Below are 19,155 nucleotides of genomic sequence, written 5' to 3'. Positions count from 1 at the left end.
TTGGGGATCTTTTTTGGGAATACTAAATTTGGAAGTTTCGCAGATTTAGCAACATGGTGAGTATCTTTATAAATATTCCCGGATATCGCATTAGTGAAGAACTCTACAATGGTTCCAGAACCCTAGTTTATCGAGGGGTTCGAGAGACTGACTCATTACCGGTAGTGACTAAACTGCTGAAAAATCCTTATCCCAGTTTCAGCGAACTCTTGTCGTTTCGCAATCAGTACACCATAGCTAAAAATCTTAACTCACCGTTAATCGTCCAAACTTATAGCCTAGAATCCTACCAAAATGGCTATGCGTTGGTGATGGAAGATTTTGGGGGGATTTCTCTCAAAGATTATTTCACCTCACCAGGGATGCAATATATCGCGTCTAGTGAAGAATTTTTAGAAATAGCGATCGCACTCTGCAACACCTTAGATATACTCTACCGAGAGCGGATTATTCATAAAGATATCAAACCCGCCAATATTTTAATTAATCCCGAAACCAAACAAGTTAAATTAATCGATTTTAGTATTGCATCTTTACTACCACGAGAAACGCAGACACTAATCAATCCCAATATATTAGAAGGGACACTTGCTTATATTTCCCCAGAACAAACAGGAAGGATGAATCGGGGCATTGACTACCGCACAGATTTTTATTCTTTGGGTGTGACATTCTACGAATTACTCACTGGAGTTTTGCCATTTCAATCAAACGATCCAATGGAATTGGTACATTCTCATATTGCCAAACCAGCGCTTTTAGTACATGAAATTAACCCACAAATCCCGTCTGTAATCTCAGAGATTGTCAGTAAATTGATGGCAAAAAATGCTGAAGACAGATATCAGAGTGCTTTGGGATTGAAGTTTGATTTAGAAAATTGTTTAGATCAGCTACAAGTTGATGGTATAATTAACGGTTTTCAAATTGCACAGAGGGATGTGTGCGATCGCTTTATTATCCCCGATAAACTTTATGGACGAGAAACAGAAGTAGAAACTCTCCTGCAAGCATTTGAGCGCGTTAGTACAGGTGCGACAGAAATGATGCTGGTGGCTGGTTTTTCGGGTATTGGTAAAACTGTTGTAGTTAACGAAGTTCATAAACCAATCATCAAAAAACGCGGTTATTTTATCAAAGGGAAATATGACCAATTTCAGCGAAATATTCCCTTTAGTGCTTTTGTGCAAGCCTTCCGCGATTTAATGGGGCAATTATTAACCGAAAGCGATGCTCAAATCCAGCAATTTAAAACTAATATATTAGCAGCTGTAGGTGATAATGGACAGGTAATTATTGAAGTTATCCCCGAATTAGAAAGAATTATTGGTCAACAACCACTTGCTACAGAATTATCAGGAACTGCCGCCCAAAATCGGTTTAATTTATTATTTCAGAAATTTACCCAAGTCTTTACCAGTGAAAAACATCCATTAGTGATGTTTTTAGATGATTTGCAATGGGCTGATTCAGCATCGTTGATGTTAATACAGTTATTAATGGCTGATACAAAACATCTGTTCTTAATTGGTGCTTATCGTGATAACGAAGTCAATTCAGCACATCCATTAATGTTGACTTTGAATGATATCCAAAAAACAGCAGCCACAATTAATACGATTACTTTAGCGCCTCTGAGTCAATTGCAAGTGAATCAATTAGTTGCTGACACACTTAAATCTACAAAAGATTCGGCATTACCTGTTTCTCAATTGGTATTTCAGAAAACTCAAGGTAATCCGTTTTTCGCCATACAGTTTCTCAAGGCATTACACCAAGATGGATTAATTGAATTTAACTTTGAATCAGGGTATTGGCAATGTGATATCACCCAAATAAATCAGCAAGCGGTGACAGATGATGTTGTAAAATTTATGGTATTTCAATTACGAAGACTACCTCAATCAACTCAAAATGTATTGCAGTTAGCTGCTTGCATTGGCAATCAATTTGATTTAGCAACTTTGGCGATTGTTTGGGAGTCATCAGAAATTGAAACAGCTGCTAGTTTATGGAAAGCTTTACAAGAAGGGTTGATTTTACCAATTAGTGATGTTTATAAATTTTATCAGGGAGAAAATCACGATCGATTGGCGCTTTCAACTGGGAATACCAATAAACAATTAGCCAAATATAGATTTTTGCATGACAGAGTACAACAAGCTGCCTATTCTTTAATTCCTGATAACCAAAAACAAGCAACTCATCTCAAAATTGGTCAATTACTTCTAGAAAATTCCTCTCAAATAGAACAAGAAGAAAAACTGTTTGATATTGTTGGACATTTGAATTTAGGGCAAGAGTTGATCGCCCAACCGCACCAGCGAGAAGCCTTGGCTCGACTTAACTTAGCAGCAGCAGGTAAAGCTAAAAATTCTACTGCTTATGCTGCTGCCAGAGCCTATTTACAAACTGGGATTGAGCTGCTCGCAGTGAATTGCTGGCAAGAGCAATATGAATTGACCTTGAGTTTCTATGTTGCCGCCGCCGAAGCCGCCTACTTAAATGCTGACTTTGATGGTATGGAACAGATAGCAGTACAGGTGTTGCAATCAGCCCAGACAATTTTAGACAAAGTTAAAATTTACGAAATTCAAATTGCTGCCCAGACAGCCCAGAGCAGACTATTAGAAGCGATCGCAGTTGGCAGAGATGCTTTAAAACAATTGGGGGTTGAGCTACCCATTGAGCCAAACAATGCTGAGATTGGTAAAGCTTTACAAGTCCTTGCTAGTCAACTTGAAGGCAAACGGATTGAGGAACTAGCTGACTTACCAGCGATGACAGATCCCCAAGCACAGGCAGCCATGCAACTGTTAGGGATGTTGTTTGCACCCGTTTTCCAAGGAATGCCGGGTTTATTGCCCCTGATTAGCTGCACAATGGTCAGCCTATCGCTTCAGTTTGGGAATACGCCCGCCTCAACTGTGGGGTATGCGCTGCACGGAATGGTGCTGTGTGCCTTTTTGGGAGAGGTTGAAGGGGGCTACGATTTTGGGCAATTGGGATTGAATTTGCTAGATCGGTTCAATGTGCGGGAATTCAAATCCATAATTTCCATGTTGTTTGGTGGCTTTATTCAGCATCACCAAGAAGCTCTCTCGGCAACAATACCGTTGCTGAAAGCTGGTTTTACCTCTGGTATGGAAACTGGCGATTTTTTACACGCTGGCTATAACGTCTGTTGTTACAGCTATGCGGTCTTTTGGAGTGGCTCTGAACTCAGCAATTTGGAATTAGATATCGCAAGTTACAACGCCGCCTTAACTCAGGCGAAGCAACATTCTGCCCAGACTTATGTAAGTATTATGCGGCAAGCGGCACAGAACTTCAGAGAAACCCAAATTCAGCCCGATTGTTTAAGCGGCAGTATCTACGATGAAACGGTGATGATTCCCAAACATCGTCAGGCTAATGAACTCACGGTGATGGCTGAGTTGTATATCTACAAACTGTTGCTTGCCTATTCTTTTGGTGATTACAAAGCTGCGATCGCTTACATTGAGGAAGGGGAAAAGTATTTACTCGCGGTATCAGGATTGATTTTTATTCCGATTTCCCATTTATACGCAGCCCTGACATACCTAGCCCAATTTTCCACCCAGCCAGAAATTGAACTTTCCGTAATTCTTGCCCAGGTAGAAATCCATCAAACCACTCTGCACCGTTGTGCGCAAAATGCTCCCACAAATCATCTGCATAAATGGCATTTAGTTGAGGCTGAAAAACAACGAGTTTTGGGCAATAAAGCAGAAGCACTTGAAAATTACGATCGCGCCATAACTCTAGCTAAAGCCAACGGCTACATCCAAGAAGAAGCACTTAGCAATGAACTAGTAGCCAAATTTTATCTCGATTGGGGTAAAGAAAGAGTTGCCCAAGCATATATGCAAGAAGCATATTACTGTTACGCTCGTTGGGGCGCAAAAGCCAAAATAGAAGACCTAGAAAAACGCTATCCCCAACTACTCCAATCGATTCTGCAACAGCAACGAATCAACTTCAATACCCTAGAAACTATTAGCTTTCGTAGCACTTCCTCATCTACTCGCACTTCTACCACTGGCAGTACTAGTATTTCCCAGACATTAGATTTTACCTCTGTCCTCAAAGCCGCTCAAGCTATCTCCAGTTCTCTGGAATTAGATCGACTCATTGCCAGCTTGACCCACATTATCCTAGAAAACTCCGGCGCGAAAAAAGCTGTATTAATTCTTCCCCAAGATGATATTTGGCAAGTTAGGGCAATTACCTTTATCAATCATAACCAAATACAAACCATTCTGGAACCACAATCACTCGCTAATTGTCAAGATATTCCCGCAAAAATTATCAATTACGTCAAAAATACTCAAGAAACAGTTGTTATAGACAATTGCAAAACAGATACTATTGGGTTGATTGGGGAATATATGCACCGAACACAACCCCAGAGTGTATTATGTACCCCGATTATTAATCAAGGACGTTTAGTAGGGATTGTTTACCTAGAAAATCAACTGACTCAAGGGGTATTTACTAGCGATCGCCTTTCTGTTGTAAATTTCCTCTGCACTCAAGCCGCAATTTCTTTAGAAAATGCCCAGTTATATAATCATCTCCAGGAACGAGAAAAGTTTCTCAGTAGTATTTACGAAGGTGTTGGCTGTCTGATCTTTGTGATTGATATCCGGGATAATGGTAAGTTTGAGTTCACAGGATGGAGTAAATCGTGCGAATTAGCAGTTGGTATACCTGCTTCGGAAGTACTAGGTAAAACTCCCCAAGACTTACATGGTGATGAAGCTGCCGTAATATATCAAAATCATCTGCGTTGTTTCCAAAGCGGAATACCGATCACCTATGAAGAATGTCTAACATTTAATCATCAAAAAACTTGGTGGTTAACCACACTCAGTCCATTAAAAGATCGGACGGGCAAAGTTTATCGCATAGTTGGAACAACCATTAATATTAGCGATCGCAAACAAGCTGAATTAGCAGTTACAGAAAAATCTCAAGCACTCGGAACAGCCTTAGAAGATTTACAGCAAGCCCAATTACAAATTGTTCAAAGTGAGAAAATGTCTGCACTGGGTAATTTAGTTGCTGGCGTAGCCCATGAAATGAATAATCCTTTGGGCTTTATTGCTGCAAGCCTCAAACAAGCTAAACCTACTATTGCTGATGTTGTGCAACATTTGAAACTTTATCAAGAAACTTTACCTAATCCGGGTGCTGAAATTATTGACCATGCAGAAGAAATTGACCTAGATTATAGTTTAGAAGATTTACCCAAGGCAATAGATTCAATGGTGATGGCGTGCGATCGCCTGAAAAATATCAGCACTAGTTTAAGAACTTTCTCTCGTGCCGATAAAGATTACAAAGTGCCATTTAAAATTCATGAAGGGATTGAAAGTACAATTTTAATTCTCAAACATCGCCTCAAAGCCAATGAGCAACGTCCAGCAATTGAAGTAATAACCGATTATGGCAGTTTGCCTCAAGTTGAATGTTTTCCTGGACAATTAAACCAGGTATTTATGAATATCCTAGCTAATGCCATTGATGCCTTGGATGAGTCGAATACTGGGCGAAATTTTGCAGAAATCCAAGAAAATCCTAACAAGATTACAATTCAAACCTCATTGAAAGATAATCAAGTGAAAATAACGATTGCTGATAATGCTAATGGCATGAATGAAGCAGTCAAGCAAAAGATATTTGACCATTTGTTTACGACAAAATCTGTGGGAAAAGGAACGGGTTTAGGGTTAGCGATCGCCCGTCAAATTGTTGTGGAAAAACACGGGGGTTCAATACACTGCAACTCCTCTCCAGGAAAAGGTACAGAGTTTGCGATCGCAATTCCAGTGCGGCAATAAAGAGTACTGAGTAGACCAACTTTAGCTAAGAATATTCTGCCACTCCACTTGCAATACGGTTCAGAGTAAATCGGAGTTGAACATGTGTACTAACAACATCAATGAAGAGATATCGCTTTTACGTCAGCAAAATGCCCAATTGCTGCAACAGCTAGAAACTTTGCAAGACCTTTATTCAACTACGCTGTTAGCCAAACAACATCAAACTTGGGAATTAGTTACTGATAATGTCATTTAACACCAGCAACAGGAACAGAGTTTGTAATTACAATTCCAATTCAGCATTGATCAACAAGGCAAAAGAAAGAAAATAAAGAATGGTTGTTAGCCTCTAAATTTATTTATCAGAATTATCTGCTTATTTTTTAACCACAAAGTTGCACTACTACAGCACGACCAAAATAAACATACTATTTCAAATGGTACAAGAGCTTGCTAATACAATTCTTTTGAGTTTTGACCCTTCGACTGCGCTCAGGGTCAACTTTTGACTTGCGCCTTGCGGTACTGATTTACCACCGCTTTCTATGACCATTAACTATTGACTAATAGCTAAACAATCAGTTTCTGCCCACCAGGCATAAATAGGTATGTCGCGGTCTGGTAAAGTGCCAAGAGTATTAGGTTGCAAGACATTAATACTAATGCCATTTGTTAATTCCATAACATAATTAACGTGTGTGCCCAAATACATAACGTTGACAAGCCGTCCTTCAAAGCAGTTAACTGGCAAATTAGGTGAATAAAGCGAAAGCTGTATTTTTTCTGGACGCACACTCACTACTACAGATTGTGATAATTCAGTTGGTGTATCTTCAGCGCGGCTAATAACGATTGATAGTCCCATTTTTGTGGAAATTTTAATATTAGAGGAGTCTACCGCGACGATTTCACCACTGAATAAATTAGTATCACCAATAAAATCAGCAACAAAGGATGTACAGGGACGTTCGTAAATTTGGCTGGGAGTGCCGACTTGTTCAATTTTGCCTTGATTCATCACGGCAATGCGATCGCTCAAAGACAATGCTTCTTCTTGATCGTGTGTCACCATCACAAAGGTTAACCCCAATTCTTTGTGTAAATTTGATAACTCAACCTGCATTTCTTTACGTAGTTTTAAATCTAACGCCCCTAAAGGTTCATCTAGTAGTACCACGGCGGGACGGTTGACTAAAGCCCTGGCTAAAGCTACTCGCTGCTGTTGACCGCCAGAAAGTTGATTGGGAAAGCGCGATCGCAAACTTTCCATTTTCACCAGTTTTAAAGCTTCTTCGACTCTAGCTTCAATTTTCGATTTGGGTATTTTTTTTAACCGCAGTCCAAAGGCGATGTTATTCCAGACATTCAGGTGGTTAAATAGAGCGTAACTTTGAAATACAGTATTGACGGGTCGGCGGTAAGGGGGCACATTAGTCATGGACTGACCCTGAATAAACACCTTACCAGCGTCAGCAATTTCAAACCCAGCAATTAAGCGCAATGTTGTTGTTTTACCACAACCGGAGGGGCCTAAAATACTAAAAAATTCTCCTTGTCTGACATCCAAATCAATTCCATTTACTGCTGGTTCTTGGTTAAAGAACTTGAAGACGTTACGCAGTTCAACATCAAGTGGCTGAAAACTTGTTATCCCCCTCTGATTTTGCATGACAATTTGAGCCATAATCCTCAGTAGAATGCCGTGATATTACGTTATTTTGTCAATTGCTCTAGTCTTTTGGGCAGACTATATTTGACACTTTGGTTTATTGTATCCGCCAAAAACAATTGTTCAAGAATATACTCGCTCGATTCTTTCATGCTCAGTAACTAGAATCAAATTATAGTAAATTTATATACTAGTTTTACTACTTAGAGATTCTGCGATTAAGTTAACAAACCTTAAAATTGCATATTAGCAATTGCTAAAAGTCTGGCTGGAATTGCGTTTATTCATTTTGAATTTAGAATTGATACTTATGTCATTATTCCCATCACTTGGCAACAAAAAAGATACACGTACAGTTGGACGTGGTTTCCAATCAATATTTTTAATCGTATTTACCCTATTAATGGCCAGTGGGATTGAGGCTCGTTTGGCTTACTTGCAAATTGTTGAAGGGCCAAAACTCCGGGAACGAGCTGAAGCAAACCGAATTCGGATGATTCCTAAACAACCAGAACGGGGTAATATTTTTGACCGAAATGGCAAACTTTTAGCTAGCACTCGCTATCCTAGCTCTGTATACTTGTGGCCAATGGCACATACTAAGCCTTCCTGGTCTGTAGTTGGCCCGCGTCTAGCGCAAATTCTCAACATTCCCCAAGATGAGATGGAAAAGAAATTAGAACAAGCTGGTGCTAATTCTTCTTCACTCATCCGGGTTGCTCGCGATTTAAATGAAGCAGAAATCACGGCATTAAAGGAGTATAAAAATGAACTTCCTGAAGTGGAAATCAATACAGATTCTGTACGTTATTATCCCCACGGTAAGGAATTAGCGCACGTATTAGGTTATACACGAGAGTTGACCCCCGACCAGTTAAAGGGCAAGAAGGAGTTAGGCTATCGACTGGGAGATGTCATCGGTCAGATGGGCGTGGAAAAGGCTTATGAGAAAGCTCTACGAGGCGAATGGGGCGGTCAGCAAGTGGAAGTGGATGGTGCGGGTAGACCAATCCGGGTTATAGGGGAGAAACAGGCAAAAGCTGGTAATGATTTGCACCTAACTATAGATTTGGATGTGCAAAAGGCAGCCGAAAAAGCTTTGGGAAATCATCGAGGTGCGATCGCAGCACTCGATCCAAACAATGGTGCTGTTTTAGCGTTGGTATCTTACCCCACCTTTGACCCAAATATCTTTTCCAAACAAAAACTCTCGCAAAAAGATTGGGAAAGTGTCCAAGGTAAAGATCATCCCTTGGTGAATCGCGCCCTGAGTGCCTTTCCGCCTGCCAGTACTTTTAAAGTTGTGACTACGACAGCTGGACTAGAATCAGGTGAATTTTCTCCTGACTCAATACTACAAACCTTTGGTTCTCTTACCGTGGGTGGGGTGACATTTGGTGAGTGGAACCACGCCGGATTCGGGCCATTGGGATTTCCCAGAGCGATCGCTATGAGTAGCGATACTTTCTTCTATCAAGTTGGCAGAAAAGTTGGCGGCCCAACTTTAATTAAATGGAGTCGCAAATACGGGTTTGGTCAAAGAACTGGTATTGAATTTCGTGATGAAGAATCAGTAGGCTTGGTTCCAGATGAAACATGGAAGCGGAAAGTTTTAAAAACGCCTTGGACTGTTGGCGACACCATTAATATGTCAATTGGTCAAGGCGCTTTGCAAGTGACACCTCTGCAATCAGCGATTATGTTTTCTGTCCCTGCTAATGGTGGATATCGAGTTCAGCCGCATTTGCTTAAAGATAACGAAGAAGCAAAAAGTTGGCGAGAATCCTTAAATATGAAGGCGACAACTATCAAAGTTCTCCGCGACGGACTGCGGAAGGTAGTGAGTGAAGGCACTGGTAAGCGCTTAGACGTGCCGACAATTGCCCAAGCATCCGGGAAGAGTGGCACAGCTGAAGCTGGTGTTGGTCGCCCAAATCACACATGGTTTGGTGCTTATGCGCCCAGTAATAAGCCAGAAATTGTGGTTGTGGCCTTTGGGGAAAATACTGGCGAACATGGCGGTACTATTTGCGGGCCGATGGTTTTACAAGTACTAGAAGCTTATTTTCAGCACAAATATCCAGGTAAGTATCAAAAACCTCAGCCTGACCCATCAGAAGCTAAAACTCAAAGTTCAGGACATAGCACTGGAGACTAGTACCGCAAGGCGGAAGTCCAAAGCCAAACAGGTTATAGCGTAGGAGGTTCTAGTCTATCCCATTAGTTTTGATGAGTAATAAAAGTTCTTAGTAAGGACTTTAGTCCTAGATTTTTAAGCACTGAAGTGCTTACTACAAACTCATCAAAATTAATCGGACAGACCAGTAGTGTGCAAAGTTTAAAATTCAAAAAGCCTTTAGGCGAGGCAATAGAAGAGATGAGCTTATGATATCAATTGAAAACAAGTAATTACTGCCAATTAGTTTGCCCTTAAATACCTGCTAATAATTTAGCAGAGTTATTTACAGATAATCTTAATTTTGAAATCCTCTTTTCCTTATGACTTTCCTTAAACCATCTCCACTTGGCGGACAAAAAAATACACGTACTGTTGGACAAAGTTTCCAGCCGATATTTTTAATTATATTTACTCTATTGATGCTGACAGGAATCAGCATTCGCTTGGCATATTTGCAAATTAATGAAGGAGCAAGCCACCGAAAACGAGCCGAGTCAAATAGAATTCGGATGATCCCCAAACAGCCAGAACGAGGCAACATCTTTGACCGCAACGGCAAACTTTTAGCCAGTACTCGCTATCCTCGCTCTGTATATTTGTGGCCGATGGCACATACCAAACCAGCATGGTCATTAGTGGGAGCGCGTCTATCTCAAATTCTCGACGTTCCCCAAGAAGAGATGGAAAAGAAACTAGAAGAGGCAGGTGCTAACTCTTCTTCACTCATCCGAATTGCTCGTGACTTGAACGAAGCGCAAATCACAGCATTGAAAGAGTATCAAACTGAACTTAAAGACGTAGAAATTCATACAGAAGCCGTTCGTTACTACCCCCACGCCAAGCAATTAGCTCATGTATTAGGTTATACGCGAGAACTGACCGGCGGTCAGTTAAAAGAAAAGAAGCAGGAAGGCTACAGATTAGGTGATGTGATTGGTCAAATGGGAGTTGAAAAAGCTTATGAGAAAACTCTGCGGGGCGAATGGGGCGGTCAGCAGGTAGAAGTAGATGGTGCTGGTCGCCCGCTTCGGGTTTTGGGTGAGAAACAGGCAAAACCGGGTAACGATTTGCACTTGACAATAGATTTAAATATGCAAAAGACAGCAGAAAAAGCTTTAGGCGATCGCGACGGTGCGATCGTGGCACTCGATCCAAAGAATGGCGCTGTTTTAGCAATAGTATCTCATCCCACCTTTGACCCAAATATTTTCTCGAAGCAGAAACTCACCCAAAAAGATTGGGAATTTGTTCAAGGTGCCGATCATCCCTTGGTGAATCGCGCCCTCAGCGCCTTTCCACCCGCCAGCACCTTCAAAATTGTTACCACCACAGCCGGTCTAGAATCAGGTAAATTTTCTCCTAGCACAGTTCTGCAAACCTACGGTTCCCTGAGCTTTGGTGGCACGCGATTTGGTGAATGGAATCACGCCGGGTTCGGGCCATTGGGTTTTGTCGGAGCATTACAGTGGAGTAGTGATACCTTCTTTTATCAAATTGGTCGCGGAGTCGGCGGCCCAACTTTAATTGAATGGACTCGCAAGTATGGATTTGGTAAAAGAACTGGCTTTGAGTTTGGCAACGAAGAGGCAAAAGGTTTAGTGCCAGATGAGACATGGAAGCAGAAAACTTGGAAGATACCTTGGACTGTAGGCGATAGCATTAATATGTCAATTGGTCAAGGTGCTTTACAAACGACACCTTTACAAGTCGCCATCATGTTTGCTGTGCCCGCTAATGGTGGCTATCGAGTCCAGCCGCATTTGCTTAAAGACAATGAACAAGCAAAAAGCTGGCGAGCATCTTTAAATATGAAGCCGACAACTATAAGTGTTCTCCGTCAGGGACTACGGAAAGTAGTAGCTGAAGGTACGGGTAAAGCTTTGAAGCAGCCAACAGTTCCCGCAGTGGCTGGTAAGAGTGGCACAGCTGAAGCGTGGAAAGGCCGTGTTAAGCAAAATCACGCTTGGTTTGGAGCCTATGCACCTGCTGAACAGCCAGAAGTTGTGATTGTGGCATTTGCTGAACATTCTGGCGGTGGTGGTGGTAGCATTGCTGCGCCGATGATTTTACAAATTATGGAGGAATACTTTCAGCGTAAGTATCCGGGTAAGTATCAGAAACCAGCGGCTGAAAAGCCAGAAAATAGCAGATGAAACTAGGTATTGAGCATTGTACACTTGTACTGAGCGTTGCCGATTATGATTGACGACTATATTCAAGCCGCAATGACTCAAAATCAGATTCCTGGACTTTCTTTTGCAGTGGTGCAGGAAGGTGAGCCGGTTTTAGTTAAGGGCTATGGACTGGCGAATATTGAACACTCTGTTCCAGCGACTGAACATACAGTTTATGAGATTGCGTCTGTCGGTAAAACTTTCACCGCTACAGCCATAATGATGCTGGTGGAGAAAAGGATAATTTCGCTAGAAGATGCGATGCCTGCGGCGGTAAACTACGCAGACTATCTCGATTGTCTACCCCCAGCATGGCAAAATGTCACAATCGGGCATATTCTGTCTCATCAGTCTGGAATTCCTAGCTATACCGATGCTCCAAACTACTGGGAAATTACCCATCTTAATTTATCTAAATCTGAAATTTTGGCTCTAGTTACTCACCTACCGCTCAAGTTCCAACCGGGTGAGTTTAGCGCCTATGACAACACAGGCTACTATCTACTGGGTTTGCTCCTAGAAAAAGTAACTGAACAATCTTATGGAGATTTGTTGCAAGAGCGCATTTTTGCTCTTTTGGGAATGAATGCAACCGTGATGAATAATCCCAGTGACATAGTGCCGCACCGGGCTGCTGGTTATCGGTTGCCAAACAGCAAACTCGTTAACAAACCTTACTACAGTCCTTCAGTAACCTATTCTGCTGGAGGTCAACTTTCCAGTGTAGAAGATATGGTGAAGTGGGAACAGGCGCTTTGTCGTGAAACTTTACTAAAGCAATCAACCCTTGATCTGATGTGGACTCCTCATTTTCCCAATCAGGGCTTGGGAAAAATTAAGATATGTTGCAGGTTTAGGTTGGTGGATATTTAATTATGGCGATCGCCGAATAGTTGGTCATAATGGTTCAATATTAGGATTCGCAAGTAACATTACCCGCTTTATTGATGACAAAATTACTGTGATTTTACTTTGCAATCTAGATAAAATTTATCGACCAGATGCGATCGCTAAGAAAATTGCTGAATACTACTGTCCAGTTATTACAGAACTAGTGCTTCAGCCTCCATTAGGGGAGAGGGAGTAAAACCAGTTACTCCTGACTCTGCCAATTTTGAATTTTGGATTTAATGAAAAATCTAAAATCGAGTAACTCCTATGGCGATATCTTAGCGGGTTTCAAATTTCTGGCTTTATAGAACATTTCTAAGCTATTGCGATCGCCTACAAAACGCCAGTGCCACGGCTCATAACTTACACCTTGAGCATTATCTTTAGGAAATGACATTTCAAAGCTAAAACGCGCTGCATTTGCTTGCAGCCACCGATAAGCCTTGGTATTGTCAAAGTTAGTTTGGAGATTAGTTGCTGGTACCGATCCGTCTCCAACATCCACAGCATAACCCGTGTGATGTTCGCTATGACCAGGAGGGGCGCTGAGGGCAGCCCGTTGTGCTGGCGTTTGATTTCGTTGGGCACCGACAGCAAAAAACAACTGCTCCTGGTCTTTGACTGAGCGAAAGCCAGAAATTGGCACTAATATTACACCTGAACTCCGCGCTGCTGCTACCATCTCCTCAAACTTTTGGGCAGCAGTTTTTCGCATTCTAATGCCCCTATTTGCGGAGATGGTTACTAGTTCTGACTCAGGGGCTTCTGGGTATGGAAAATGCCCTAACACAGTATCGCTGGAATTATTAGATGCTGGCGGAGTTGGAGTTATAGGAGCAGAAGTAGCTGGTAAAGGTTGAGAATCTGCGGTTTTTTTAGGTGCAGTGACGAAAAACAAAAAACCGCTAATTAAAGCGAGCAAGACAAATCCCATTACTCCCCCAATCAGCATAATTCGGGGTTGCAACCAAAATTTAGGTGTTGCATCAGGGGTATCGCGTACAGCCACTGGAATATCATCACCAAGGTCATTCGATGAGTTTTGCGGTCTTCCAGAAAACCCTGCCTTATTCAAGGGTAAACTCCTGTTTTTGTGGGATAGCCATAACAGATTTTGCACTGGACAAAAGTAAACGTAACAGGTAGCATTTTACATCTGTGGTTCTTAAGCGCAATCTTGACAAACCTTTTAGAACTATACGTCAAGCTGGGAGGATTAGTCCTGGTAGGTTTTATTCTGGGACGCAAACTACCTGTGACAGTTCCTACACGTTTGGGACAGTTTCTTTTTTGGGTGGGAGTACCCATCAGCATAGTATCGTTTTTGCGTCAATCTAGCTTGTCGGGGCAAATTTGGATTGCACCTGCCTTCGCTTACCTAGCCATTTTACTCGGAGCATTTTTAGCTTGGTTAGCCACTAAAGGACAAGCCTATTTTAAAAATACTGTCCCCCAACCACAAACTCAGGCTAGCTTGATATTAGCAGCAATGTTGGGTAACACAGGTTATCTTGGCTTTCCCATCACCTTAGCAATGGTAGGCAAGGAATACTTTGCTTGGGCGCTATTCTACGATTTGTTAGGTACATTCCCAGGAACTTACGGCTTGGGTGTGTTGCTAGCAGCGCGTTTTGGCGTTGGTGTCCAAAATCATTGGCAGACTGCTAAGGCCATCTTAATTAATCCTGCGCTGTGGGGTTTCGGATTTGGCTTGCTGTTTCGGCAGGTGACAATTCCCACAGTTGCAGAATTCTGGTTAGAAAAATTTGCTTGGAGTAGTGTAGCTTTATCCTTGGTATTAATTGGAATGCGACTGGCGCTGCTTAAATCTTGGGGTAGCTTACCACAAGCAGGGATAAGCTTGGGAATCAAAATGCTTATAGTTCCCTTGATAGTGGGCAGCATATTACCACTGTTTGGAATAACTGGTTCCACGGCAAAGGTAATTGTCTTACAAATGTCCATGCCTCCAGCTTTCGGCACACTGGTAATTGCTGAGACATTCAATCTTGATCGCGATTTGGCGGTTACTGCGTTAGCTACTGGGGCTATAGTATTGCTGGTTACTCTCCCAATTTGGCTGTGGCTATTTTGATTTTGGATTTATGCACTGCGTGCATATCAGTTAAACTTCTACTGGATGCTGCCCATAATATGGTAAAGCCTCTGACCAATTAGGAAATTTGCCCTCTTGCCAATCGAGATTAGCTAATTCCAAAATACTTGTCACCGTCGCTGCTAACCCAGATTGAGCTTGAATCAACTGATAATTAGTGTTCCAAGTTGCTAAAGTTTCCTGCCATGCTTCTGGTGTCAACACTCTATCTGACAAACACACTTTTAGTTTAGAAACATCTGGCTCAAACTGATAAATAGCAGCAAAAATTTGACCTCGTTGTGCTGGCATTTCCACAGCAATCGTTTTTGGGTTTTGACTTTTACCTGCTTCTGACCAAGCTACCGCAGCCAAGGTTGAAATCGCAAATACAGGAATATCTAACTGTTGCCCTAAAGTCCGAGCAGTGACAACGCCAATTCGAGTTCCCGTAAAGCCGCCAGGGCCTTTTGCCACGGCGATAAATGACAAATCTGCCCAAGTTTGCGGTTTGATAAATTCAATTAAATATCGATGTATTAGGCTAGATAAATCACGCCCCAAATTCCAAATTTGAGAGCGAGTATCGCCAGCAAAATTACTAATTGCTAGTCCTAATTCGGGAGTAGTGGTGTGCAGTGATAAAGCGTATTTTGTGGCTGTGAGGTGTTTTAGTTCTGTGGTCAAAGTTAATTAAAATATTGATTGTTTAGAGTTGGCTGGATTTATCTATTCAACCACATCATAGTTCTAAGTTTTCAGCTTTTTTCCATCTCCATGAGGGAAAGTGATTAAAAAACTCGCAGTTTCCGGTAGTCATTCAACGTATTAAAGAGTTTCCATCCCCGTGAGGGGTAAGTGATTGGAAAACAACCTAGAGAATTAGCTGTAAGAGTAATCCAGCTATTAGAGTTTCCATCCCCGTGAGGGGAAAGTGATTAGAAAACTTGATGTTGAAAAGTGGCTGAATGAAGCCATCGGCGGGTTTCCATCCCCTTGAGGGGAAAGTGATTAGAAAACAAAAATGGTACAAACTTCTATTTCGGCTGCTGTTTTAGAGTTTCCATCCCCGTGAGGGGTAAGTGATTGTAAAACCCCACCCTTCTATAACCTTTACGGTGGCTGGTTTTGAAGGCTCATTTTCGAGGGGGTCTAATTTATTTGTCAATAAGCAAAAACTATTGACAAAAATTTAATAGTACATCCCCTGAAATGTTTACACAGCAGCTTTTCGAGGGGGTCAACGAAAGAATCAGGGTTTGAGCGATCGCTATACCCCCGCGAAAAACTTACGTGTGTAAAGTCAAAATAAATACTTTTGCTTTCAGCAAACTTGGGATTGAATTGTCAACGTTCTGTTATTAATGGGCGTAAAGATAACATACTACTTTTGACGTTTCAAGTCGGCACTAATTCGCCAGGACGCAATTTCGACCACTTACCCGTTTCCCGCTTGAAGCTCAGACAACCAACAACATCCCATTCCATTTCAATCACATCATCTGTAGTCCGAATATTGACATTGATAGAAGGTTCATTCGGATCAAAATCTGGTGTTTCAGTCAAGTGAGGCTGTTGGTGCTGCCCTTCTACGGCATGATAGGTAACACAGCTGTCTACATAGTGGCAATTCACGCAAATACACATAATAGAACCAACTCCAGGGGCCTTTATTGTTAATCTAACGTAAGCCCAACTGTTATTCATGAGTTGCTGGGTTGATTTTTATTACAATGCACGAATCAATTCCTTCTACCCTAGCTCCCGAAAATTGGCCTTTTAGTTTGGAATTCCTACCACAACCCGCTTACATGGTAGGTGGCGCTGTCCGAGATGCGATCCTGGGCAGAACTCGCGAATATCTGGATTTAGATTTTGTTATACCATCCAAGGCGGTAAAGGTAGCGAGAGCGATCGCTCATCATTACAAAGCTGGTTTTGTGTTACTTGATGCAAAACGACAAATTGCGCGTGTAGTTTTTCCCCACGCCACGGCTGACTTTGCCCAACAGGAAGGAGATAGTTTAGAAGTTGATTTGCACAGACGGGACTTTACAGTAAATGCGATCGCTTATAATCCCCATACGCAAGAAATTATCGATCCTCTGCAAGGTTATGTAGACTTACAACAGGGCATTTTGCGAATGGTATCACCCGCGAACTTTGAAGATGATCCTTTGCGGTTAATGCGAGGTTATCGCCAAGCCGCCCAACTAGGTTTTACTATTGAGCCAGCTACCCAAGCCGCAATTCGTTCTTTGGCATCACACATCAGCAAAGTTGCAGCCGAAAGAGTTAGGGTAGAAATTGGCTATCTACTGGCAAATTCTCAGGGTACTCCTTGGATCGCAACGGCTTGGGAAGATGGTTTACTTGCCCCTTTCTTCAAAAATGCCACCCCTGAAAGCTTGCTCAAACTAGCAGCAGTTGACACAGCAGCTGCTTTACTTACAGAAAAGTGGCAACAACTAGGATCGCAACTGCAAGAATATGTCCGCGATAGTATTAAAACTACTTGGCTAGGTATTGCCAAACTTGCTTGTCTCGTCAACCCAGATCCAGAATTAGCAGAAATAGAGCTACAGGAACTAACTTATAGTCGTGCCGAAATCCGCGGTGTAACTACTGCTTTGAAACTGTTACCGCAATTTCAAGTAGTTGAGATGTCCTTGCGAGAACAATACTTTTTGTTTCATGACGCAGATATTGTGTTCCCCGCTACGGCAGTGCTAGCTGTAGCAATTAATAATTTGGTAGAGGCAATATCTGGTGACAAGCCACTACACACAGCAGTGGAAACTAAAGCAATGAGCTACCAAGTCTTAGCACCTTTGATCGACCGCTACCTCAACCCTAACGATGCGATCGCTCATCCCACTCCCCTAGTAAGCGGGAAGGAGTTGATCGTAGCATTAGATATTCCAGCTTCGCCAATTATCGGCCAACTGCTAACTGAAATTGGTGTAGCACAAGCTGAGGGGAAACTTTCAACACCAGCAGAGGCGATCGCTTATGCACGTCAGTTACTTGATGGTTAAATATACTTAATTAATTTATGGTAATGTACCAAAGGCGATGCCTACGCGATTTTGGCACTCCTGGCTAAGACTGGTAAATCTGCAACTTCAAGTATCCCCTAATTACCATAAAATACCGATCTTTATAGTCAATCCTTGCAATTACATACATCAATTATGCTAATATTTGCTTGATGTTATGACTGCTTTGCTATGTCATTTCCTAAAATTTAGCGCCGATGGACAACCGAATGAATTATACACTAACCTATTCATTTTTATGCTTTAGTTGGTTGCCTGAAGATACTCTCATATATTAAATTAAACACTTATTAGAAACAAAGACTTTCAGGTTTTTCTGATGGGTGGAGTTTTTATGAATAGCTTTTCTTGGACAGGACTAACTGCTTATGAATGGACAGCCTTTAATTTTGGTTGTTGAACAGAGTTTACATGATTTAGAGCTACTTAATTCTCATCTAGGAATATTAAATTTTTCATGTATTTGTACCAAACAAGGGGTGAGGGCTGTGATGTTGGCACAAACTCATCAACCAGATTTAATCCTGCTAGATATGAAGCTATCTAACTTGAGTGCGAACCAAGTCATGGACGATCTCAAGCATGACTTAAAAACTGCTACCATTCCAATCATTGCAGTTACATCTCTAATAACGGTACAAAACTATCGCTCTACGATGCTCACAGCATTTGATGATTGCATTACGAAACCCTATGATTTTAATCAATTAGAAGTGGTAATCAGTCGCCACATCAGTCAGCTAAATTCCTAACATTTCTCTTCGGAATATATTCGGGATTACGAACTTCAGGTAATTCTTTGAGAATTACAACAATCCCAGTACGGCCTGTTGCTAAATTGGTGTTTGTCATCAGGTAAAGGACAGGTTGACCAATAATTTCCTCAATCAATTTTTTTAAATCTGGTTTAATTATTTTCTCTAAATATAATCGTACTTGTTCGGCTAAAGTATCATAACCACCTTTTAGTAAAGTTTGTTCAGCTTGAGTAACAGAGTTTTCTAGAGAAATTACGATTTCAGTATCAAAAAAATGACAAATGATTTGGCTAGGAGACTTACCTAGCCTATCATTATATAAACTTATAATCCGCTGTGATATTTCTGTTTCTAATTGTCCGATAGTCGGTTGTACCATTAGTACCTACTATGTAATATTTATTGCTATAAACGAAAAATTGAAGTATCCAACATTATAGTAGATGATTATGGAATAGTCTGATAAAATCAATCACTATTT

At 41.5% G+C, this 19,155-nt stretch carries 14 protein-coding genes; 9 read left to right on the top strand and 5 right to left on the bottom strand.

Features of this window, described 5'->3' with window-relative positions; translation table 11 throughout:
• The first annotated feature begins 53 nt into the window (after positions 1-53).
• Positions 54-5,867 (top strand): AAA family ATPase, encoded by a 5,814-nt coding sequence (locus tag V7K84_RS24830; RefSeq protein WP_334841957.1) that lies wholly within the window; start codon positions 54-56, stop codon positions 5,865-5,867.
• Between the two features lie 82 nt (positions 5,868-5,949).
• Entirely contained in the window at positions 5,950-6,105 is a 156-nt protein-coding gene (locus V7K84_RS24825; RefSeq protein ID WP_334841955.1) for a hypothetical protein, read from the top strand.
• A gap of 300 nt (positions 6,106-6,405) precedes the next feature.
• Here V7K84_RS24825 and V7K84_RS24820 read toward each other — a convergent pair whose 3' ends face one another.
• A complete protein-coding gene (locus V7K84_RS24820; protein ID WP_334841954.1) occupies positions 6,406-7,533 on the bottom strand; it encodes an ABC transporter ATP-binding protein in 1,128 nt (375 codons plus the stop codon).
• A 295-nt stretch (positions 7,534-7,828) separates the two neighbouring features.
• Between V7K84_RS24820 and mrdA (V7K84_RS24815) the strand changes: the two genes are divergently transcribed.
• From mrdA (V7K84_RS24815) to V7K84_RS24800, 4 genes are all read left to right on the top strand, one after another.
• Positions 7,829-9,676, top strand: a complete 1,848-nt coding sequence (gene mrdA / locus V7K84_RS24815) for a penicillin-binding protein 2 (protein WP_334841953.1) — start codon at positions 7,829-7,831, stop codon at positions 9,674-9,676.
• Positions 9,677-10,017: 341 nt separating this feature from the next.
• Positions 10,018-11,850: a penicillin-binding protein 2 gene (gene mrdA / locus V7K84_RS24810; protein ID WP_334841952.1), complete on the top strand. Its 1,833-nt coding sequence runs from the start codon at positions 10,018-10,020 to the stop codon at positions 11,848-11,850.
• A gap of 45 nt (positions 11,851-11,895) precedes the next feature.
• On the top strand, positions 11,896-12,744 hold the full coding sequence (locus V7K84_RS24805) for a serine hydrolase domain-containing protein (protein ID WP_334841950.1): 849 nt from the start codon (positions 11,896-11,898) through the stop codon (positions 12,742-12,744).
• 88 nt (positions 12,745-12,832) lie between these two features.
• Positions 12,833-12,958: a hypothetical protein gene (locus V7K84_RS24800; protein WP_334841949.1), complete on the top strand. Its 126-nt coding sequence runs from the start codon at positions 12,833-12,835 to the stop codon at positions 12,956-12,958.
• A 69-nt stretch (positions 12,959-13,027) separates the two neighbouring features.
• Here V7K84_RS24800 and V7K84_RS24795 read toward each other — a convergent pair whose 3' ends face one another.
• A complete protein-coding gene (locus V7K84_RS24795; protein ID WP_334841947.1) occupies positions 13,028-13,837 on the bottom strand; it encodes a M15 family metallopeptidase in 810 nt (269 codons plus the stop codon).
• Positions 13,838-13,939: 102 nt separating this feature from the next.
• Here V7K84_RS24795 and V7K84_RS24790 point away from each other — a divergent pair, with 102 nt between their 5' ends.
• Positions 13,940-14,857, top strand: coding sequence for an AEC family transporter (locus tag V7K84_RS24790; RefSeq protein ID WP_334841946.1), 918 nt, complete (start codon positions 13,940-13,942; stop codon positions 14,855-14,857).
• 30 nt (positions 14,858-14,887) lie between these two features.
• Here V7K84_RS24790 and tsaB read toward each other — a convergent pair whose 3' ends face one another.
• Together tsaB and V7K84_RS24780 are read right to left on the bottom strand one after the other, a co-directional pair.
• On the bottom strand, positions 14,888-15,544 hold the full coding sequence (tsaB, locus tag V7K84_RS24785) for a tRNA (adenosine(37)-N6)-threonylcarbamoyltransferase complex dimerization subunit type 1 TsaB (protein ID WP_334841945.1): 657 nt from the start codon (positions 15,542-15,544) through the stop codon (positions 14,888-14,890).
• Between the two features lie 711 nt (positions 15,545-16,255).
• Positions 16,256-16,504, bottom strand: a complete 249-nt coding sequence (locus V7K84_RS24780; RefSeq protein WP_094351825.1) for a Ycf34 family protein — start codon at positions 16,502-16,504, stop codon at positions 16,256-16,258.
• A gap of 86 nt (positions 16,505-16,590) precedes the next feature.
• Between V7K84_RS24780 and V7K84_RS24775 the strand changes: the two genes are divergently transcribed.
• Both V7K84_RS24775 and V7K84_RS24770 read left to right on the top strand, forming a co-directional pair.
• On the top strand, positions 16,591-17,895 hold the full coding sequence (locus V7K84_RS24775) for a CCA tRNA nucleotidyltransferase (protein ID WP_334841944.1): 1,305 nt from the start codon (positions 16,591-16,593) through the stop codon (positions 17,893-17,895).
• A 389-nt stretch (positions 17,896-18,284) separates the two neighbouring features.
• Complete coding sequence (locus tag V7K84_RS24770; RefSeq protein ID WP_334841942.1) at positions 18,285-18,668, top strand: response regulator; 384 nt, start codon at positions 18,285-18,287, stop codon at positions 18,666-18,668.
• Here the strand turns inward: V7K84_RS24770 and V7K84_RS24765 are convergent.
• Positions 18,649-19,053, bottom strand: a complete 405-nt coding sequence (locus tag V7K84_RS24765; protein WP_334841940.1) for a DUF2294 domain-containing protein — start codon at positions 19,051-19,053, stop codon at positions 18,649-18,651. The genes V7K84_RS24770 and V7K84_RS24765 overlap by 20 nt on opposite strands.
• Positions 19,054-19,155 lie beyond the last annotated feature (102 nt).

Source organism: Nostoc sp. (assembly GCF_036917315.1).
Taxonomy (GTDB): domain Bacteria; phylum Cyanobacteriota; class Cyanobacteriia; order Cyanobacteriales; family Nostocaceae; genus Nostoc.
Note: the sequence above shows the minus strand (reverse complement) of the source record. Positions and strands in the feature narration are given on the sequence as shown.